Here is an 18,357-nt window from a genome sequence, read left to right on the forward strand (position 1 = left end):
GCAAAAGAGCGGGAGGGGGGCCTGAATTGGATGGGGTAACTTTAAACAAGGGTGGCTTTGTAGGATCTATTGTATTTTATTTAGGCTGATTGAAATTAGAGCTTCAAAATATGGTGCTACCTTTGCTGATTGTATCAAAGGTGAAGAACACTGGTATTTTGTGATGCTCAACAAAGTAATGTAGCTCTTTCGTTAGCGCCATAATCAACGGGTTATTCTTCGCTATGAATGACCATGCAGCCATTTGTCTCGTCTAAGTTTGATTATGACGGCTTAATCACAGGCGTTAACTTCTCAATTTCTTGTCGCTTCACGGTTAAGATTCGATAGCGTCTATTTAGCTCCCATATCTCGCTGTCCTTGACTTTATTGCTTTTGATTGCATTGTCGAGCCGATGTTCAAGACGAGCTTTCGTTAGCGTCAGCGTTGCCAGTTTTTCAAAACACTCTTCGAGTTGGGACTCAAGTAAGGCCCGTGAAGCTTCGATGGTTGCAATGTTAGAAAGCTCTATCTCATTGTTCGGTTTGCGAGAGAATATCCACACCAACCAGTTTAGGTTGAACACTATAAATATTGCTGCAATGGCTTCTATGCTCATGTGTTTGCTTCTCGTCTTTTTTCTAAATGAAATTTTAGCTTGTTACAGTGCTGAAATTTATACAGTTTTACGTGTGATGCCTGTTGCTCAGTTGGGTTAGAGTCTATCTGCAATTTTCTTACATTTTTTGAGTGACAGTTTCCATGCTTTCTTCTTGGCTTTATCAAGCGCCTTTAGGTATCCGCCGTCACCAATTTGATCGATATGAATGCTGTTGGCCTCGGCCTTAAGCCTTCCAGCTTTGAGTTTATATCCAGGCTTATTGCCTAAACGCTTGGCGCAAACTTCGTACTTTCCGGCGAATGATGCCGCTACCTTCTCATCAAAGCCTGCTGTAGTACTCAATGATGCCATTCCAATAACAGCGACTAATAATTTTCTCATTTGGTGCTCCAACTCTTGATTTCTATGTTATTCCAGCGTGATTTCTCTCTTTAGGAAGGAGTAATGACTAGAAAATTCAATCTGGTGTTTACCTATGGGCTGAGCAATATAGACAGATATTGCAGCAAGAACTGTCCGCTATGAGACACTTGATGTATATTAGATATATCTTAGTGATAACACCGCATGATTAACTAACAGTGGTGTAGCAGAAGGGCATAAGCATTTGATTGACTCCAAATTGGCAAGCAAACTCCACTGGGCAACAGAACTGTCGTCAGACTTAACCAATAAACTCCTTTCTATTGCTCAGTTCAAAAATAAGATGAAACCGAGTGACTTGGATGACTCAAGTATTGCTCATCAAGGGATCAGCTTTATCTTAGAGGGCACAGTAACCATCTGCATGCAGACTCCTAACTTAAAAACGGTCAATAACATCGTTATGGGTCAAGGTGATTGGTTTGGCAGTTATGATATTGAAAGCGCGAGTTACACCCCATTTTTTCTAAACGAAATAGTCCCGCTCAGCCTTATCCATTTTAAAAACTCAGATATGCAGCTCTTGGCTAAGGACAATGTGGAGATGTATAAGTGGTTTCATTCGCATTCCTTCGCTGCAAAAGCTAAATGGCTACAATCTCAATTAATGATGAGCGAAAACATACTTTCAAGAGTTGTATACCTGCTTCTCGAACTTGCTGCACATATACCGTTTTTGATTGGTGAAACACCTAGGTTTTTTGTGTCACAACAGCAGCTTAGCAGGATAACGGGTATTGCACGTCAAAGAGTAAATGAATCAATAAAGCAATTAGAAAGGGAACATCTAGTTCATCTAGATCGTGGTTGTATCTACTTAAACGATATTTCGGGTCTCGGAAATAAGCTGGCAAATGTTGACCTGAGCATCAGAGACCCAAGAAAGTTAATCCATCGGTAAATCAATGATGTTTAAATGGTTTATCAAAAGGGAAGTGTTTCTCCTGGCTTGCTGTCTCATGTATCCCGTCGTAATGATTGTCAAATCAGAAAACAGTATTGGACTAATTATTAGGTGGTTGTTTGTCTGAAGTTATTCAAACTAAAACGCCAAGCCTTCAATGACTGAACTGTTCGCCTTTGAGTTTATTGCAGGCAGGGCAACCCATATCCCACTCAGGTTCTTCCATTAGTTAATTCACTACACCGTTTTTTATATTCTCTATGGTCTTTTGAACAACGATTGAATTGGCATCAGCTAGAAAACTAATGCCAATCAGTTCAAGTCAATTATATAAAAATGACTTGCGTAGCAGACTTAGGCCTATATAGGTGCCTTTCCCCTCAATTGTCCTGTAGCGGACATCCAGTGCTGAAATGAAGTGCTAGTGTCTCTGCACTTTTTACGTGAATTTAATAAAGCTTCAAATACTCAGGTTTATTTAATTGTTGAGTAAAATATTGCGATTAAATTCGAAGCAAAGTGAGCGCAGACCGCAGAGTTAATGATTGACTGTGCAATGAGCATGGGGATATCTGCACACTGTGCTAATGAATGATCCAACCTCCAGGGAGAAGCTACAGCTAATCCAGCGTACTACTCATCCTTCGACAACTAGGACTAAGCTATGACCCTAGAAGAATTAGAACGTGAATGCATGCCTCCCGAAAAGCGGGACGAAGACGAGACGCACGCGCAGCAAGATAAACCCCTTACTAACCCAGAGGAGTTAGAATAATGTTTGGCACGTTCAAGAAGCTGGCTTTAAATACCGAAGTGTACGCACTATTAGCAGCTAACGGCCTACGTGCCGCGGACCAACGCACCATAGTAGACTTCTCGCTGCGCCATAAGATATTGCCGACTGTAAGCTCAGTACCAGGAGCAACCAAGCGGGGCAAAGCCATAGCCGTCATCTACCTATCAGCATTTATGATGCACGCTGCTGAACCCAATCACACGAGCCTATCATTCGGCAGCATGATGCACGCTGCAATGGGTGACCACTTGAAGGTGGCGTCCATCGAAGAACGCGAAGCCCTAGCCGCGCCACTTGCCCTGTTCTTGGGGCCGATGTTAGATCCCGAGGTATCGATGTCCTTAGACCAATTACGAATCCACGTACTCGAATCATTTGCCTAGCATCTATGACCCAGCACATATGGCACCAGGTGCCATTCACTACTGTAGCATGCACCCGCTGCCGCACGAGGATTGTTACAAACTGCCCAACCTGTAATGGTACGCGCCTAATGAAACGGATCACACCGCGTGCAGGAATGATCCCAGATACCTCATTAAGCTGGTATCAGCTTCTATGCCTGAATGGTTACTGTTGAAATTCCACCAGCAAGAAAAGTGGCTAGATCTACTTGCAAAATTAAATTACGAGAAGGCTTTTTCATCCTAGTTCTTCCTAGTTATTGATATACGAAATATCAGCCTACATTTAACTAGCGCAATCCAGTTCAGTCCAGCGCTGTCGTGTAATTGTCTGCTCAGCAGGCAGGGTCAAAGTCCCCACAGCTCCTAGCCTTAAATATTGATCCAAGCATGCATATTTGCCATACAGTTCAAACTATCTTGTGGTAACTACAGACATCTTGCAACTCTATCATCCGCAGTATCGACGCCGCATACAATGCCGCATTACTCTCGCATTTATACAGCTGGTCGACCGCATTTATGTACAGGCCATAATATCTCTCAGTAAATTCCTTACTTGTGACTTGTTCCCCCAATACTGAAAAATCTTTAGTGTTCGAGAATGCGCTGATTCTGCCCTCGATGGTCTTCTTCAAAAATGTCAATCAACAAGAGTTCCTGGTGCTGAACTCGGAATAGTTATTAATGATAATAACAATATGATTGCGATAGATCTTTGTTGGCCAAGGCGTAAAGTTGCGGTATTAATCAACATGAATAATGCACAAGTCTTGAGGAGTCATGGCTGGAATGTATTTACCGCATTTGATGCGCTAAACAATTTTGAAGCGTTCCAGAGCAAAGTTAGATAAACAATTTGAGTGGAGTTAGTTTGTGACTTCGTATTTTAAGTTCCTGACTTCAGTTATTAATTACAACACTCATTCCCCATACGATACCAGCTAAACTATCCATGCATGCGAAAGCAACTGTTGTCTTTGGACGACACTAACTATTCGCATGTGATGGTCAAAGTGGCTTGGTCGCTTCAGTCCATAGGCAAGTAAGGCTTAGAGGAAAACTCTGTGTCGTCAAATTAGATAAATGATATCTTTCAGATCTAGTGTTCACTTTCAAAATCGGAGTGGGTTTGATAAGGGAAAGTGGGATTTATCTCGCTGGACATTGCCAATCTAAAGCAAACCGTCTTCAATGAGTGGCGTCCCGCCCTGGATATAAGGGAGCAAGGCGGGACGGTTGAGCTAGAACTTGTAATACTCGGAAAACGACTTCATGTCATCTGTGCCAAGTTTTCCCCAAGTCAGCTATCAGTCTGAAAACCATAAAAGCAGCAGATAGAAACTTGGATAAGTTCTGCTCAACATTAACTAAAATGAATACGATACTTCAGCAAAAACGATGCCGCCTTCAGCCTTAACTCCCCCCCAGTTTTCTCGATGTTTATACGAAAGGCTGGCAAGCATGGCTGAAGGAAGTTTGTAGTCGATACAAGCTATAGCTTGGTAGCCGTAATCTTTATAACCGATGCTTTGATGCTCAGAGCTTCGGTCGAACTGGCCTTCGTAGTAAAACTTTGCTGTCAATGATTTTGACAGTGGCATTTTGAGTTGAAGCACTGCTGCATATCCTGAGAATCCCGCAAACGATGCACCGGCATTCGGGCCTTCGTGCATTGAGCCATAGGCATACATGGCTCCTAAACCTGCAGTTCCTTTAACCGGTCCCAGGTTCACATCATACGAACCACCCAGGTAAAGGTTCTCTTCGAATGTAGCCTTATTGCCAACAGTGAATGACTGCACCCATGCATTGAATGGTGTGTTCCCTAGGCTGTAATCAAGTTTTAACCAAGCTTTAGTTGTCACATATCCATCACCGACTCCGGCTTCTGCAGTGTCTGTCGGGTTTTCAAACTTTAACCAGCCAATCATTGAACCCCAATCAGCAACGGTTACGTTAGTAAACCTAAAATACTCTTGGTCTTGTTGAGTCGGGTTATCATCGCCCATGTCTCCGATCATGTATTCATAACCGATACCGACAGAGTTATTTTGTACTATCACTTCAGCCTGAGAAGACGCAGAGAAGCAAGCAAGTGCAGCCGGTACAGCGATTTTTAGAATTTTATTCATCATTTTACCTTATAAAAAGGGCTCGAAAGCCCCTACTGCATTATGTTGTTATTGTCCGAACTGACTTGTTAGGTTCACTAGGCTTGCGCGGTAGTGAGGAGTGTTTGGCTTGTCTGACAGCACATCAATCTCAACTTTGACCTTGCCATCTTTGCGGCCAATCTCATTGATCTTACCGATGGTGCGCTCTCCACGGCTATAAAGATGGATTGAGCCACCGAAACCAAAGTAGGTATCACGGTCTGCCATGTACTCTACGTTTGATGTAATAGGGCTGTACCAGTCATACCCGCGCTCTTTACCATATTCCCAGACCTGCTCAATGGTCATGTTTTCTTCGTCAATCTTGTACTCAACGAAACGGCTGTACTTCATAGTGCCGATAGCTGGCTGAGTGTTACCACGGCCATCACCGTTATCAAATACAGTCAGGTTGCCGTTAGAGTTGTTCAACCAAGCTGTGTGCTGTGTGTAGGTAAAGTCGAAGTCACCCTCACAAACACCTTTCTCGGTACACTCGATCTTATTACCATTTGAATCCACAGGAGTTAGAACCTTCTTAGCAAGCTCCTTGTTCCAGCCTTCGCGTGGAGCCTGAATCCAGACAACTTCCTTATCACGGTTAATCTTTGCGACACCCTGGTGACGTAGCGATACAATGATTCCATCGCCCTTAGGGTCGTACTCAATAGAGTTGATATGAGCCCAGTTACGACCAGCGCCGACACCAGGAATATCGCCATAAGGTGCGTCAATGTCCATCTTGGCGGTCTCACCCATATGATCTATATCTACGTTCAAGCAGACTGCGCCCATGTCTAGCGCTTCTAGTAGAGCATCACGGTAAGGGTCAAGAATCGCAGCGATATTCCACACATCAACTAAGTTGCCATCTTGATCCATCTCTAATATGTGGTCACGGACGGTATGGACTGTGTCACCAACAGAGTTAACATAGTTGGCCTTAGCAGCACGAACTAGTGTATGGCCATTAGGCATGACATTATGTTCGTGAGACGCATCGACATAGCCACGGGGTAGGCGCTTGCCGTTGATCTGCCCAAGAAGGTTGAATGTTCCGTAGCTCTGGCCTTGGACGTATGTGTAACTTCCGTTGCCAGTATCCTGGAAGCCCATCAAGTACCCACGCTTCATAATATCAATAGTAGACGCATCATAAGTCGCGTCCTGGTTTAGCCACCAACGGATTTCACCTTCGGTATCTACAACGTAGGTTAGAGGGGGATTCTCGAATGGTAAGGCCCCCATAGCTGGAGAACCTTCGAAAATCCCCGCATCTTTACCCTTTTGTCCAGACCAATGGAGGTCAGAGCCCTGCTGATTAAACGTGTGAGTGTTCACAAGGTATAAACGGTCTTCGAAACCTTTAGCTACCTTCTTTACCTGAACCTCTTGAAGTTGCGTAATGTTACGGTTGTCGATGTAGTTATTAACGATAGATCCAGTGAGTGCGCTGTATGTCTCAGAGACCTTTTTACCGTTTATTTTGTAGCTAACTTCAACGACATTCTTGTAATCGGCGTATAGACCAAATACAGGGATACCGTCATGAGTGTTAAGGGTCTTCTGTCCCACTGGGTATTTAATATCTATACCGTTGCGGCCTTTACCTTTAACTGTGACAACTACATCAGTCGGGTGTTTGCTGCGGAGGTCAATCAGCGCTGTTAGAGGTGAGTTACCATAGGGGTTCACTAGCATTGCGCCAAGCTCACCGGCTGCAGGAGCTGGCTTAAATCCAGCGGCAGATGCGCCTAGTGATACTGCGGCTATTGCTGTTGCTATAACTGTTCTTTTAAGCATTTTTATCATCCTATTTTTTGGTTTTTATATGGCGTTTAAACACCAATTTGTGTTAACTAAATACCGGTTACGCGACAATCTTCTGCGTCTTCGATATCGATGTAATCAGTTGAATGGACTGTCACGATCCTGCAGGCTAGCCTGCCTGTGTCGCTTTTAACTGGTGATGCAGATAAAGCATCACCGCTAATAAGTACATCGTTAGAGCCTGGCGTAGATTCACACCCTGTCAGTAACGCCGCGAACGCGACTATTGCGATAAGCTTTTTCATTACTTCCTCTCTCTTAAAGTCTTAGTGATAAAAGCAACGGTTAGCGGCAAAGCACAGGCTATAAATACCGTGTAAGAGATGATGCAGTATTGAGCCATGTTGAGACCGAAGAACGTCCAGTCATCCTCGCCACAAATACCAGATGGAGCGAATTCGAAAGGTAGCCACTCATGAAGCGGCAAACCTAGCGGAAATGTGGGTTCTAAAGAGCAAGCATTAGCACCCTGACCAGATTGAAATAGGTCAAGCCCAGAGTCTGCGGCGTGTGAGGCTACATGCTGACCAGATAAAATTATTGCCTTGTCCATGCCATAGACGATTCCGTACCAAGCGAGTGCTATGCCTAAAGCTTTAACCACTTTGTTTTTAGGCGAGATGATCATCATCACGCCGGCTATCAAGATGCAGAACTGGCTGAATCGGATATAGACACAGTTTTCACATGGGTCCATCTCAAGGTACACCTGAAAAAATCCCATTGCAGAGCCAAGCATGAACACACATACACCGGCCATAATCGCCCAGACTGTGCGGCTTTCTTGCGTTGCTTCTAGTGTTAGTAGTGGATATGCCTTTAAGTCTGCAAACCACTGCTTAAGTTTATTAATCATGGTTAGTCCTAAAGGTATTTCTTAACGGTTTCGTCAAGGTTGGCCAATGAAGTAATAGTGCTGGTATCAATCATCTTGTTACCGCTAACGACAATGGCTGGTATGCCCTTTTTCTTGGCAATGGTTAGAGCAATAGTACGGTCATAGGCGAGCTTGTCTTGAGCCTCAGAAGAGTTAAGCGCATTCCTGAACTCCAATTGAGATATGCCAGCAGCTTTAAGCCCGATAGCAGCTAAATCACCTTTGACTGCAGTTGAGCCCTTAACGTTTTTCAGCTTCTTGTCATGCACTGCGGAGTACATGGCCAGCTTGGCTTTTTTGTACTTCTTGTGGCTAAGAGTTTGTGCGGCGGCTAAAACCTCGCAGGCCTCTATACCTAGTTCACCTTTGTTCTCTAAGCAGATTGCCTGGAACTTTGTACCGGCAGGAAGGTTCTTGATTAAGTTCGGAGTTACGGCTTTCTCGTACTTGTAACAGAACGGGCAGTAAACGGAGTAGACCTTCTGTACTGTGTTATCCAGTACTGGAGTATCGATTTTTATTACTTCTGCGGCTGAAGCTGTGAACGTCATAAATAAAGCCGTTGCAAGAGTTGTTAGTGATGCTTTCATATTGTCCTCAATGTGATAATTAACAGGAGGGTTAATTCCTGCTAACAATCATATTTTTTGATGAGATTCTTTTCTGTGATGTAATTTACTGCTGAAGGGAAAATTTTAATCTATAAAAAAGTGACAGCCGTCACCCAGTGAAAATCCTACATCTCAATTGCTAATATCAAGTTGAAACCTGTCACACTTCCGTCTTGTTTCCTTGAAATATACTGAGCAATCGTTCATTTATTAAATAAGAGTTTGATTGGGGAGAGCGAAATGCATAACCATTTAAAAACAAAATCAGTAACAAGAGACAATATTTTGGCTGAAGCTAAAGTGCTAATTATAGAGGAGGGGGTGTGCTCGTTCAGGCTGTCTCAGATACCACCAAGAGCCAAGTGTTCACCAAAAACATTTTATAGTCATTTCAGCTCTCGAGAAGATATTGTTGCAGCCCTTTTTATTGAGCATGTTAATGATATTCTTGTAAAAACAGATTTGTTAATGGACATGGATGGCTTGAGTAATAAAGAGAAAGTAATCTATACACTTATGTACGATATCGTTAAGTGCTGGTCGGCAAAAGAAGGAGATGTTTGCATTAACTTTTTAGGTGTAAACCCTCACGTATACGGAGTATCGAGTCCAGAATACGAGGGGAATATTAATGTGGTTTTCATTGAGTTAAAAGCAAGGGTTCAAGAGCTTTGGAGGAGGGCAATTAATAGCGGGGAACTATTATCTAGCAATGATGAGATAATAGATTGTATTTTTTCTCTGCGGACCATAGAGCGGGGAAGCATCGTAATCGGTCAGAATAAATTTTTACGCCAACACGGGCACGATAATAGGGTTGAAACCGTATTTGATTTACTGTGTATGGCCGCTAACACACTTAGATGGACGAGTAAGCAGCCAATGTCATTCAATAAAATGCTCAAAACGATCACCCCTTTAGTTGAGACAGCCACAGGAACAACTTTTAAACACTGCAGATTAAATTATGAAACGCTCAATGAGCCCATTGAGCTTTGAATAATTAATGTAATATTTACTACTACAGTCTCTGGTTCTAATTTTTAATAGACTAACTTTGTCGTTTTTTTATTCTCATTATTCTGCCAACCTATACCCACTCAGGTCCCTCCATTAGTTAATGCACTGCACAGTTTTTCAGACCCTTGATGGTCTTCTTAAAAACGATTGAATCAGCATCCGCTAGAAAATTAATACTAATCAATTTAAGTCACTTAGGTAAATATGGCTTGCGTAGCAGACATTGGTCAATATAGATGTAATTTAACCTAAATTGTCCGGTAGCGGACATTCGATACTGAAATTAAGTGCTAATGTCTCTGTGTTTTTTACGTGATTTAATAACTGGTTTAATACTCAGCCTTATTTAGCCATTGAATGAAATTTTGTGATTCATCCTCCCTAAAATAACCAGGTATAAAACTGGTTTGAAATGTAAAGGCTGTATAAGTTCATCCTTTCTATCCACTTTAATCTAGTCGATCAACTCCCCCCTTACATGGGAACAATATTATGACCGAAGCACAATTGAAGTTAATAGCGGATTATTTAGAGATGGACTTAAGCAAGGTGCAAGCCGCACACGAAGTTGTAGAGAACGGGGCAACCAAATATGCCGCAGAGAAGAAGTTCGGTGTGCCACCTAATACGCTAGGTCGCCACGTGACCAAGTACAAAACGTGCATGAAGTTCTTTGACGCACTGTGTGCCACTTACTAGTGAGAGCGTAGAAATGAAACGATTAATAATTACCGCCGTTCTAGTTTGTGTGCCGCAGCTCGCGTTGGCCGAAAAGGTGTCGTGTACGGTCGTAGGTGAGTCGGCCAAGATTCTCCACAACTTCCCCGCATTCACCATAGACAAGTCAAAGGGCACGGTGCATAGCCAGTATTCATCATGGGTGGGTGAGGGTGATGATTCCACCATTGTGCGCAACGAGGCCACTGGTCGGGTAATACGCACGGAAAACAGCGAGCATAGGACTCAGATCAACGTCAAATTTGACGCACCAGCTGAGAAGTTCCCTAGGCAGACAGTGGAGCTTGTGATCATGCCTATCTACCGTGTGGATGGCGCGAACTTTCGAGTGACTGAGGTGACATACAGAGTAGAACCATCTGACGTCGAGTATGTGTCACATGTTTACCAAGCCAACTTAAATTGCTTTAAAACTTATTAAACGGCCGCGCGTAAACTAGAACGTGACCCGATGGGCAAAACCTTCAAACTTGCCAAAGGCCACTTAGGAAACTACGTGGTCTTTTTATCACCTGAACCACCGCTTTTTCGAAAAGTGTGGTGACAGAATGGCGACAACTATCCCCGCGCCTAAACGAAAAAACCGCACACCAAGCTAAGTGCTTGATGCGCTGTCATAAATTGGTGGCCCCTCCCAGACTCGAACTGGGGACCTGACGATTATTATGCTGAACAAGAAGCATATTGGTTACAGGAATTAAAAAGTAGCAAGTTTACAGGCTTAGTGGATATTCGCAATTTAAGGCGCCAATGTCGTGAATTGCTGCTGGCCGAGGCGAGTGACACCTCGGTAAACCCCGCTATTTATATCAATCTCGGAGCACTATACGAACGGATAAACAACACCCGATACGTTGACTTTCACAGCTGGCAGAAGGAGCGTACTCAACGGGTCGCTAGCGCAGGTAAGAGAGCTCAGGGAGGCTGGCATGAGGAATTGGGCCTGCGCGCCTATTTTGATTTCTGGATCCACGGTCGACATCTGAGCTGGAAGGAGGCTGAGGCAAGATATTCTGAGATCATCCCACCTATTGCAGAGATCAAGCAAGCCCGCACTCTGACCAATGCATTGTTGGTGCAACGTAAGTTTTATCGCCAGTATGATGCCAGAGTGCCTGATTGAACTAGCATCGGGTAAGCCTCTTATTTATACGCCTTGATTGCCAATAAAAATGGCTGCAATGTTGCGGTCCTCCATCAGGTGAGTCTGGCTGGCGAAATTCATATCCGAGTTCCACCAGCAAAAAGAGGTGCGCTTAGGTTTTAGTGCCGTGATGAGTTCAGCTGGCGATATTCATTGTCCTAAATTGAATGTACTCTTGAATGGAAACTGAAATGTTATCTCAATTCTGTTGGCTATGTAGTTGATTAGCTGGAACTCGATCAGCAAAGACTATGCCTGAATGTTTTGGATAAACAACTCAATATCTATCAATTTTTGGTTTTATGGGGATGTACAGTGCGCTAGATGCCTGAGGGAACGGAATATTCATGAGGAGTTCATTTACGATCTACATCTGGTCGCCTACTGCAGTTATAAACGGTCAGGTAGTGGTGAAGTGAAAAATAAGATGAAACATATTAGGAGCATTGAGTCCCTTCCTTAATAGCCTTGTTGTGACGCGAATGTAATTTCACTCATGTAAGAGCATGGAAATGATGCAAGCACTGCGCTGCTGTAGGTAATAACAGTCGACATCGCTTGTACTGAAGAACACATGAGTAGCGTTGCTGCCATCGCAGAACGTAGGAAAGTCTTAGTCGCCATGATTTATAATCTCTGTTATTTGCAACGATACATTTCAAATGCACCAGTGATACGTCGACCACCTTCTTGGCTTACTACCTTGTAGTGCGTGCCCCCTTGCATGAATGTTTCATTCGATAGGTATTTGCGGATATTATTCGGATGCTGGGACTCAAAGGCATTGGTGCCAATCATCACACACGCCATAGATGTCGATGGTGGCAGGGGGAATACAGCCTCAGCACCAACGACATAGCGGATCTTAGATGTGCAACCTGATACGAGTAGGACTGCTGCGACTGCGAATAATAGTTTCTTGTTCATGGTGGTCTATGTTAAGTGTTAATCGGTCATCAGACCATTTGTGAAGTAGAACTAGGTCAATACTGATCGCCAAGTTCTACTTAGTGTTTCGGAGTGGTACTTCAATAGCCCATCCGCTGTTAGGGCCTTTGCCCCTTCGTAGGACAGTGACGAAAGCTCCAATCTCTTTAGTAGTCAGCCGCACCGATCAGATCGCCATCGCACTCATACAAGATGATGCCACTCCTCTCGCCTACGGTCTCAAGGGGTCATCGAAGTTAATTCGTGCCCTTTAGGCTGAGCAATATAGACAGATATTGCAGCAAGAACTGTCCGCTATGAGACACTTGATGTATATCCGCTATGAGACACTTGATGTATATTAGATATATCTTAGTGATAACACCGCATGATTAACTAACAGTGGTGTAGCAGAAAGGCATAAGCATTTGATTGACTCCAAATTGGCAAGCAAACTCCACTGGGCAACAGAACTGTCGTCAGACTTAACCAATAAACTCCTTTCTATTGCTCAGTTCAAAAATAAGATGAAACCGAGTGACTTGGATGACTCAAGTATTGCTCATCAAGGGATCAGCTTTATCTTAGAGGGCACAGTAACCATCTGCATGCAGACTCCTAACTTAAAAACGGTCAATAACATCGTTATGGGTCAAGGTGATTGGTTTGGCAGTTATGATATTGAAAGCGCGAGTTACACCCCATTTTTTCTAAACGAAATAGTCCCGCTCAGCCTTATCCATTTTAAAAACTCAGATATGCAGCTCTTGGCTAAGGACAATGTGGAGATGTATAAGTGGTTTCATTCGCATTCCTTCGCTGCAAAAGCTAAATGGCTACAATCTCAATTAATGATGAGCGAAAACATACTTTCAAGAGTTGTATACCTGCTTCTCGAACTTGCTGCACATATACCGTTTTTGATTGGTGAAACACCTAGGTTTTTTGTGTCACAACAGCAGCTTAGCAGGATAACGGGTATTGCACGTCAAAGAGTAAATGAATCAATAAAGCAATTAGAAAGGGAACATCTAGTTCATCTAGATCGTGGTTGTATCTACTTAAACGATATTTCGGGTCTCGGAAATAAACTGGCAAATGTTGACCTCAGCATCAGAGACCCAAGAAAGTTAATCCATCGGTAAATCAATGATGTAGTAGATAAGGGCATTTTTCCAACTTGCCGTTTTATATCTAGCCGCAATGACAGTCACCTTATAAAACAGTATTGGAATCTGTGGTTATTAGGTGAGGGGGGCAATGTGGGTCATGGATGGACTATTTATTGAACTTAGACGAGACCGCTCCTTTCCTAGGGCGGTAAAACCTAGACCCGGAATATGCCAGAAAAAATGCCGATAAGCTTAACTTATCGACATTTCCACTTTCGTGGGCTTTTTATTGCTTCATAACAGAGAAGTTAACGACTTATGAGTTATCCACCTCAGGTAGGCTCGCGGGAGCTGAATTTAGCTGTCGCTCTTTGTTCAAAAGCTTAGCCGCTACCCTGCGTAGGTCTTGCTCTGCTGAGTATAAACAGGGCAATAGTACGAGTGTGACAAGCGTACCAAACATGATGCCCCATAACATGGCCATGATCATTGGCGTCATAAAGGGGTTTGCTCCACCTAGTTCATACGCAGCTGGTGCCAGACCTGCGATAGTTGTGATTGAGGTGATCATGATAGGTCGTAAGCGCGTTGCCGCGCCATAGGCAAGCTGTTGATCACTGAGAGCTTTGGTTGATAACTCTTTTCGCTTACGGTTCAGGCTGTGCAGCATTACCGTTGAGTCATTAACTAGCACTCCCGTTAGACCTATGATACCGATTAACGCCAGCATGCTCAGGTCTAAGTTCTGTAGGGCAAAGCCGATAAATACGCCGGTAATACCAAACGGAATTACAGACATGATTAAGAAGGGCTGAGTAAAAGAGTGGAATAACAATACGAATAACAGGAACAAGCACAGCATAGATATGAGCGCCGCCGTTTCTAATCCGCCCATCGCCGCTTTTTCTTGCTCTAATTCGCCGCCGAAGAAGAGTCTCACCTTGTTATTCTCAATGAGCAAACTGCTGCTTTTTACATACTGAGCAATTTCATCATTTATTTGGCTTGTGCTTATCTTGTCGCGAGCGATAGAGGCATAAATGGTTATCGTCCTATCGCCTAAGTAGTGCTTAATAGAGGCCTCGCCTGGCTCGATTTTAAACACTGCCAAACTTCTTAAAGGCACACTCTTGCCAGCAGGGGTCATGATGCCAAGCTCCATCAGAGTCGCTAACTTGCCTTGATCTTGGGGCTGGAATTGCAGGCGATAATCAATTTTTTCACCGACCAGTTGCAGCTCATCAATGATCACTCCATCGAAGCCGATTCGTACCGCTTGAGTGACATCGGCAACGGTTAGGCGTTTATCTGCCAAGGCTTCGTGGTTTAGCGACAATCGGACAATATCTTTACCGGGTTTGTAGCTGGTCCAGTTATCTAACACCGCTGGGTGTTGCATAAGGAAGTCGCTGAGGCTATCGGCAACAATATAGCGTTGCTCGTCATTTCCTATCACCTCAATTTCGACAGGTTGACCCTGAACGGGTGAGTCATCCATAGGTTTAATGCTGAGTTCCTTAAACCCTTCCATCTCTTTCACGTCTTGACGCAGCTGAGCAATGATATCGTTGGAGTTGGATTTACGCTCCCCCTGGAGCTTCATATAGACTGTCAATAGCGCCCAGGCGGGGTTTCTCCCTTCGGTTGCACCATATAGATCCATATCATGGTGACCAATCTGCGCGGTTATATTGAGTAGGTCATAATCGGGAATACGAGTTCGCAGGTGAGACTCCAAAAATGCAATTTTTTCACGAGTTTCATTGAAAGAGGCCCCCTCCGGCAACTCCACTTTCACCCAAAATGCATCAATATCGGTTTCAGGGTAGAGATTAAAACGGATCATCTGTGAAGACACCGAGATAATCACCGCGGTTGCAAGGATGAAAATTGAAATCGTGAGGTAGCGACGCGCCACCGCTTTTTCAATAAATACCCGGTATCTGTTTTGAAGGTTAGTAACCCATTTTTTTTCTTTAGGTTTTGAGTCTCCTCCATGTGCCAGATGGGCGGGTAATAGTGTCTGACACTCGAAGAGCGAAGCAAATAAGATTAAGGTGACCATCATGGGTAATGCCCACATCAGTTTCCCTTCAATGCCCCCGAGAGCTGCCAGTGGAAGGAAGACCAATATGGTTGTCAGGGTGCTGACTAAAACGGGGAGAGAGACACTCGAGGCCCCTGCAGCGGCGGCTTCTTGCCAACTTAGGCCTAGTTCCCGTTTTGCAAAAATGGCTTCTCCAGTCACAATTGCGTCATCGACTAACATGCCCAGCATCAGAATCATGGCGTACAAAGTCAACATATCGATGTTGAGTCCAAACACCGGCATGAGTGCAAAGGTGATACAGAAAGCCACGGGAAGGCCCAACGATACCCATAAGGCTAAGCGGAACTGGAAAAAGATAAACAGTACAGCTAAGACTAAAAAGAACCCCATGACAGCATTGTTTTTAAGGACCTTAAGCATATCTTTGGTGAATCTGGAGATATCATTTACCATGGTGAGCTGCATACCGTCGGGTAAGGTCTTACGGATATCTTCGACATAATCTTTAACGGCGTTGGTGGCGATCATACCGTCAATTTGTGATTTTTTTCTCGGTAGTAGTGAGATCCCAGAACTGCCATCGCAGCGTGCTTCAATATCCCAATCTGAATAATCAAGAATGACGGTGGCAATGTCGCTGACTCTGACGTAGTTGCCTAAGCCGTTAGCACGAACGATGACATCTTCTACGTCTTTGGGGTCTTCAAACTGCCCGACGGTCAGTACTTTTTTATCTGCACCGAAAGACTCGATGGAGCCACCGGAATCGCGCAGGTTACGGCTCTGTATTGCGTTGATAATTTCGTTGTAACTAATCCCCAGACGATAGAGTTTCTCAGGATGAATAAATAGTTTCATCTCACGGTTACGGTATCCAACTAAATCAACGCCAGCTATACCGTCTACATCTCTTAAGCCTCGTTCGAGTTTTTTAGCCGTTTGGCGCAGGGTTTGCTCAGGTACCTCACCAGATAAACAAAGTTCAATGACCGGTACGCTTGAAGATGACAGCTCCTCAACCAATGGCTTAGTCGGCAAGTCTGCGGGGAGCTTAGATGAAGCTCTATCCACCGCTTTTTGAATGTCTGCAGTAATTTTACTATGGTCTTTTTCATCTTGGTCGAGATGGGCGACGACGACTGACATCCCCTCCATACTATTGGAAACCAGTTTATTGATACCATCAACATTTAATAACTCCTCTTCAATAGCAACGGTTACGGACAGTTCCATATCTTCGGAGCTAGCGCCGGGGCGAAAGGTGGTAATGTTTACAATGCCTAAATCAAACTTAGGCATTGTATCGACACGCATGGTGTTCATGCCGATGAAACCACCAACAATGGCCAGCAGCATTATTACGTTAACGACTAGCGGCCGGTTAACAAAAAAAGCATAAAAACGATGCATTAGTTATCGCTCCCGGGTTGAACTTCGACCGCCTTGTCAGGTGAAGACGGTAACTCATCACTACTCATTAATTCAGAAATTTCAACGGCTTTAACGGTTTTCCCATCGACGACATTATCTAAGCCTGAAATGATCACTCTGTCACCAACTTCAAAACCATCTAATATTGGTAACCCGCCTTCACTTAGGGAAGCCGCTATTACAGGCTCAACCAGTACCGCTTTATTATCTACAACCTTGAATGCGACATGTTTGCGGTTTCTGTCAACCACAGCAGATTGTGGCAGCAGTAATGCGTCTCCTACCGAGAGGCCTTGCATTGTAGTAATTGCGGTCATGCCCGCTTTTAATAAACCATCATTATTTCCTACGGTGAGCTTAACGGCAAAATTCCCGGTCATTGAATCCGCTTCGCCACCCTTGCTTTCGATATGTGCTAAATATTCCCTTCCTCTGACTCCGGGAGTTGTAACGATACTTTGGGCACCAATCTGTATTGCATTAATCTCTTGCTCAGTCACGTAGGTGAGCACTCGCATCGTATCGGTTACTTGTATGGTGACAAATGGAGAACCTGCAACCAAAATTTCACCCACTTCTACATTTTTGGCTATGACTAGCCCGGAAACAGGGCTAACGATATGGGCTCTGCTGAGACTGCTTTTAGCTAAATTTAAACTTACAGTCGCACTTTCGAATTGCGCCTGAGCAGCTTCCAATGCCGAGCGAAAGGTCTCCACTGTTTCCACGCTAACCAATTTCTGGGTAAACAGCTCTTCACGTCGTTGTGAGAGGAATTTTGCTTCCTTGAGCTTGATGCTTGCCGTTTGCAGTTGAGCTTGGGCTTGATTGACATGCATCTGTAGCTGCTCAATATCGAGTGCTAACATCTGTTGTCCTGCGACGACCTGTTGCCCCTCTTTAAATTCAACCTTTCTTACTTTGGAGGTAAATTCAGTTGATAAGGTTACGGATTCAGCCGCTTCCAGCACCCCAAAGGCACGGATATTTTGTTGAAATGTCTGCTGCTTAAGCGTTTGCACCTGTACTTGTGTTATTTTTGCTGGCTCGTTAACGACGGGAGTTTCGACTTCGGACCCACAAGCGGATAGGAAGATAAATAATAGGGCTGTATATGCTGGTTTTTTTATCGTTTTAAACATTGACGTCTCCCGTAGAGCTCGGTGTCCGGTATTTTTGATTTAACCTGTAACTCGTGAAACGAATGACAGTTAGCGAGTAGGAGTCATAACTATAAACCTCAAGCTGCTTATTATCATTTGATTAACCTAGCGTTTACTCCGCGTTTACCTGGATTTTGTGGGAAGCGTGATATAGATCAATGTTTAGTAT

At 44.0% G+C, this 18,357-nt stretch carries 17 protein-coding genes; 7 read left to right on the plus strand and 10 right to left on the minus strand.

What is annotated here, in order from left to right:
- Window positions 1-263: 263 nt before the first annotated feature.
- Both EKG38_RS03365 and EKG38_RS03370 read right to left on the minus strand, forming a co-directional pair.
- Window positions 264-599: a hypothetical protein gene (locus EKG38_RS03365; protein ID WP_126518633.1), complete on the minus strand. Its 336-nt coding sequence runs from the start codon at window positions 597-599 to the stop codon at window positions 264-266.
- Between the two features lie 96 nt (window positions 600-695).
- The gene (locus EKG38_RS03370) at window positions 696-983 is read right to left on the minus strand and encodes a hypothetical protein (protein WP_126518635.1); all 288 of its coding nucleotides are present in this window, start codon (window positions 981-983) and stop codon (window positions 696-698) included.
- A 226-nt stretch (window positions 984-1,209) separates the two neighbouring features.
- On the opposite strand from EKG38_RS03370, the gene EKG38_RS03375 reads away from it, so the two are divergent.
- Both EKG38_RS03375 and EKG38_RS03380 read left to right on the plus strand, forming a co-directional pair.
- On the plus strand, window positions 1,210-1,926 hold the full coding sequence (locus EKG38_RS03375; protein WP_126518637.1) for a Crp/Fnr family transcriptional regulator: 717 nt from the start codon (window positions 1,210-1,212) through the stop codon (window positions 1,924-1,926).
- 777 nt (window positions 1,927-2,703) lie between these two features.
- Window positions 2,704-3,108, plus strand: a complete 405-nt coding sequence (locus EKG38_RS03380; RefSeq protein ID WP_126518638.1) for a hypothetical protein — start codon at window positions 2,704-2,706, stop codon at window positions 3,106-3,108.
- A gap of 1,391 nt (window positions 3,109-4,499) precedes the next feature.
- On the opposite strand, the gene EKG38_RS03390 is transcribed toward EKG38_RS03380, so the two are convergent.
- From EKG38_RS03390 to EKG38_RS03410, 5 genes are read right to left on the minus strand one after another with little or no spacing between them, the layout of a single operon-like run.
- Complete coding sequence (locus tag EKG38_RS03390) at window positions 4,500-5,264, minus strand: outer membrane protein OmpK (RefSeq protein WP_246033061.1); 765 nt, start codon at window positions 5,262-5,264, stop codon at window positions 4,500-4,502.
- Window positions 5,265-5,312: 48 nt separating this feature from the next.
- Complete coding sequence (locus EKG38_RS03395; protein ID WP_126518642.1) at window positions 5,313-7,088, minus strand: aryl-sulfate sulfotransferase; 1,776 nt, start codon at window positions 7,086-7,088, stop codon at window positions 5,313-5,315.
- Window positions 7,089-7,144: 56 nt separating this feature from the next.
- Window positions 7,145-7,360, minus strand: a complete 216-nt coding sequence (locus tag EKG38_RS03400) for a hypothetical protein (protein WP_126518644.1) — start codon at window positions 7,358-7,360, stop codon at window positions 7,145-7,147.
- The gene (locus EKG38_RS03405) at window positions 7,360-7,971 is read right to left on the minus strand and encodes a disulfide bond formation protein B (RefSeq protein WP_126518646.1); all 612 of its coding nucleotides are present in this window, start codon (window positions 7,969-7,971) and stop codon (window positions 7,360-7,362) included. The genes EKG38_RS03400 and EKG38_RS03405 overlap by 1 nt, the downstream gene beginning before the upstream one ends.
- An 8-nt stretch (window positions 7,972-7,979) precedes the next feature.
- Window positions 7,980-8,582 carry a thioredoxin domain-containing protein gene (locus tag EKG38_RS03410; protein ID WP_126518648.1) on the minus strand — a complete coding sequence of 201 codons (603 nt, stop codon included), beginning with the start codon at window positions 8,580-8,582 and terminating at the stop codon, window positions 7,980-7,982.
- Window positions 8,583-8,843: 261 nt separating this feature from the next.
- Here EKG38_RS03410 and EKG38_RS03415 point away from each other — a divergent pair, with 261 nt between their 5' ends.
- The 4 genes from EKG38_RS03415 to EKG38_RS03430 all read left to right on the plus strand — a co-directional run bounded on the left by EKG38_RS03415 (window position 8,844) and on the right by EKG38_RS03430 (window position 11,484).
- Complete coding sequence (locus EKG38_RS03415) at window positions 8,844-9,602, plus strand: TetR/AcrR family transcriptional regulator (RefSeq protein WP_126518650.1); 759 nt, start codon at window positions 8,844-8,846, stop codon at window positions 9,600-9,602.
- Between the two features lie 513 nt (window positions 9,603-10,115).
- Window positions 10,116-10,322 carry a hypothetical protein gene (locus tag EKG38_RS03420; RefSeq protein WP_126518652.1) on the plus strand — a complete coding sequence of 69 codons (207 nt, stop codon included), beginning with the start codon at window positions 10,116-10,118 and terminating at the stop codon, window positions 10,320-10,322.
- A 13-nt stretch (window positions 10,323-10,335) separates the two neighbouring features.
- Complete coding sequence (locus EKG38_RS03425; protein ID WP_126518654.1) at window positions 10,336-10,782, plus strand: hypothetical protein; 447 nt, start codon at window positions 10,336-10,338, stop codon at window positions 10,780-10,782.
- Between the two features lie 303 nt (window positions 10,783-11,085).
- Window positions 11,086-11,484, plus strand: coding sequence for a hypothetical protein (locus EKG38_RS03430; protein ID WP_126518657.1), 399 nt, complete (start codon window positions 11,086-11,088; stop codon window positions 11,482-11,484).
- 660 nt (window positions 11,485-12,144) lie between these two features.
- Here the strand turns inward: EKG38_RS03430 and EKG38_RS03435 are convergent.
- Entirely contained in the window at window positions 12,145-12,432 is a 288-nt protein-coding gene (locus EKG38_RS03435; protein WP_126518659.1) for a hypothetical protein, read from the minus strand.
- Between the two features lie 428 nt (window positions 12,433-12,860).
- Here EKG38_RS03435 and EKG38_RS03440 point away from each other — a divergent pair, with 428 nt between their 5' ends.
- Entirely contained in the window at window positions 12,861-13,577 is a 717-nt protein-coding gene (locus EKG38_RS03440) for a Crp/Fnr family transcriptional regulator (RefSeq protein ID WP_126518637.1), read from the plus strand.
- A gap of 283 nt (window positions 13,578-13,860) precedes the next feature.
- On the opposite strand, the gene EKG38_RS03445 is transcribed toward EKG38_RS03440, so the two are convergent.
- Together EKG38_RS03445 and EKG38_RS03450 are read right to left on the minus strand one after the other, a co-directional pair.
- Window positions 13,861-17,004, minus strand: coding sequence for an efflux RND transporter permease subunit (locus tag EKG38_RS03445; RefSeq protein ID WP_126518661.1), 3,144 nt, complete (start codon window positions 17,002-17,004; stop codon window positions 13,861-13,863).
- A complete protein-coding gene (locus EKG38_RS03450; protein WP_126518663.1) occupies window positions 17,004-18,167 on the minus strand; it encodes an efflux RND transporter periplasmic adaptor subunit in 1,164 nt (387 codons plus the stop codon). The genes EKG38_RS03445 and EKG38_RS03450 overlap by 1 nt, the downstream gene beginning before the upstream one ends.
- Window positions 18,168-18,357: the final 190 nt, after the last annotated feature.

The sequence above is a fragment of the Shewanella canadensis genome (assembly GCF_003966225.1).
GTDB classification, from domain to species: domain Bacteria; phylum Pseudomonadota; class Gammaproteobacteria; order Enterobacterales; family Shewanellaceae; genus Shewanella; species Shewanella canadensis.

Excerpts from the sequence above, each read along its gene's own strand:
- EKG38_RS03365 (WP_126518633.1), bottom strand. The coding sequence starts at position 599 with ATGAGCATAGAAGCCATTGCAGCAATATTTATAGTGTTCAACCTAAAC.
- EKG38_RS03370 (WP_126518635.1), bottom strand. The coding sequence starts at position 983 with ATGAGAAAATTATTAGTCGCTGTTATTGGAATGGCATCATTGAGTACT.
- EKG38_RS03380 (WP_126518638.1), top strand. The coding sequence starts at position 2,704 with ATGTTTGGCACGTTCAAGAAGCTGGCTTTAAATACCGAAGTGTACGCA.
- EKG38_RS03390 (WP_246033061.1), bottom strand. The coding sequence starts at position 5,264 with ATGAATAAAATTCTAAAAATCGCTGTACCGGCTGCACTTGCTTGCTTC.
- EKG38_RS03395 (WP_126518642.1), bottom strand. The coding sequence starts at position 7,088 with ATGCTTAAAAGAACAGTTATAGCAACAGCAATAGCCGCAGTATCACTA.
- EKG38_RS03400 (WP_126518644.1), bottom strand. The coding sequence starts at position 7,360 with ATGAAAAAGCTTATCGCAATAGTCGCGTTCGCGGCGTTACTGACAGGG.
- EKG38_RS03405 (WP_126518646.1), bottom strand. The coding sequence starts at position 7,971 with ATGATTAATAAACTTAAGCAGTGGTTTGCAGACTTAAAGGCATATCCA.
- EKG38_RS03410 (WP_126518648.1), bottom strand. The coding sequence starts at position 8,582 with ATGAAAGCATCACTAACAACTCTTGCAACGGCTTTATTTATGACGTTC.
- EKG38_RS03415 (WP_126518650.1), top strand. The coding sequence starts at position 8,844 with ATGCATAACCATTTAAAAACAAAATCAGTAACAAGAGACAATATTTTG.
- EKG38_RS03420 (WP_126518652.1), top strand. The coding sequence starts at position 10,116 with ATGACCGAAGCACAATTGAAGTTAATAGCGGATTATTTAGAGATGGAC.
- EKG38_RS03425 (WP_126518654.1), top strand. The coding sequence starts at position 10,336 with ATGAAACGATTAATAATTACCGCCGTTCTAGTTTGTGTGCCGCAGCTC.
- EKG38_RS03435 (WP_126518659.1), bottom strand. The coding sequence starts at position 12,432 with ATGAACAAGAAACTATTATTCGCAGTCGCAGCAGTCCTACTCGTATCA.
- EKG38_RS03445 (WP_126518661.1), bottom strand. The coding sequence starts at position 17,004 with ATGCATCGTTTTTATGCTTTTTTTGTTAACCGGCCGCTAGTCGTTAAC.
- EKG38_RS03450 (WP_126518663.1), bottom strand. The coding sequence starts at position 18,167 with ATGTTTAAAACGATAAAAAAACCAGCATATACAGCCCTATTATTTATC.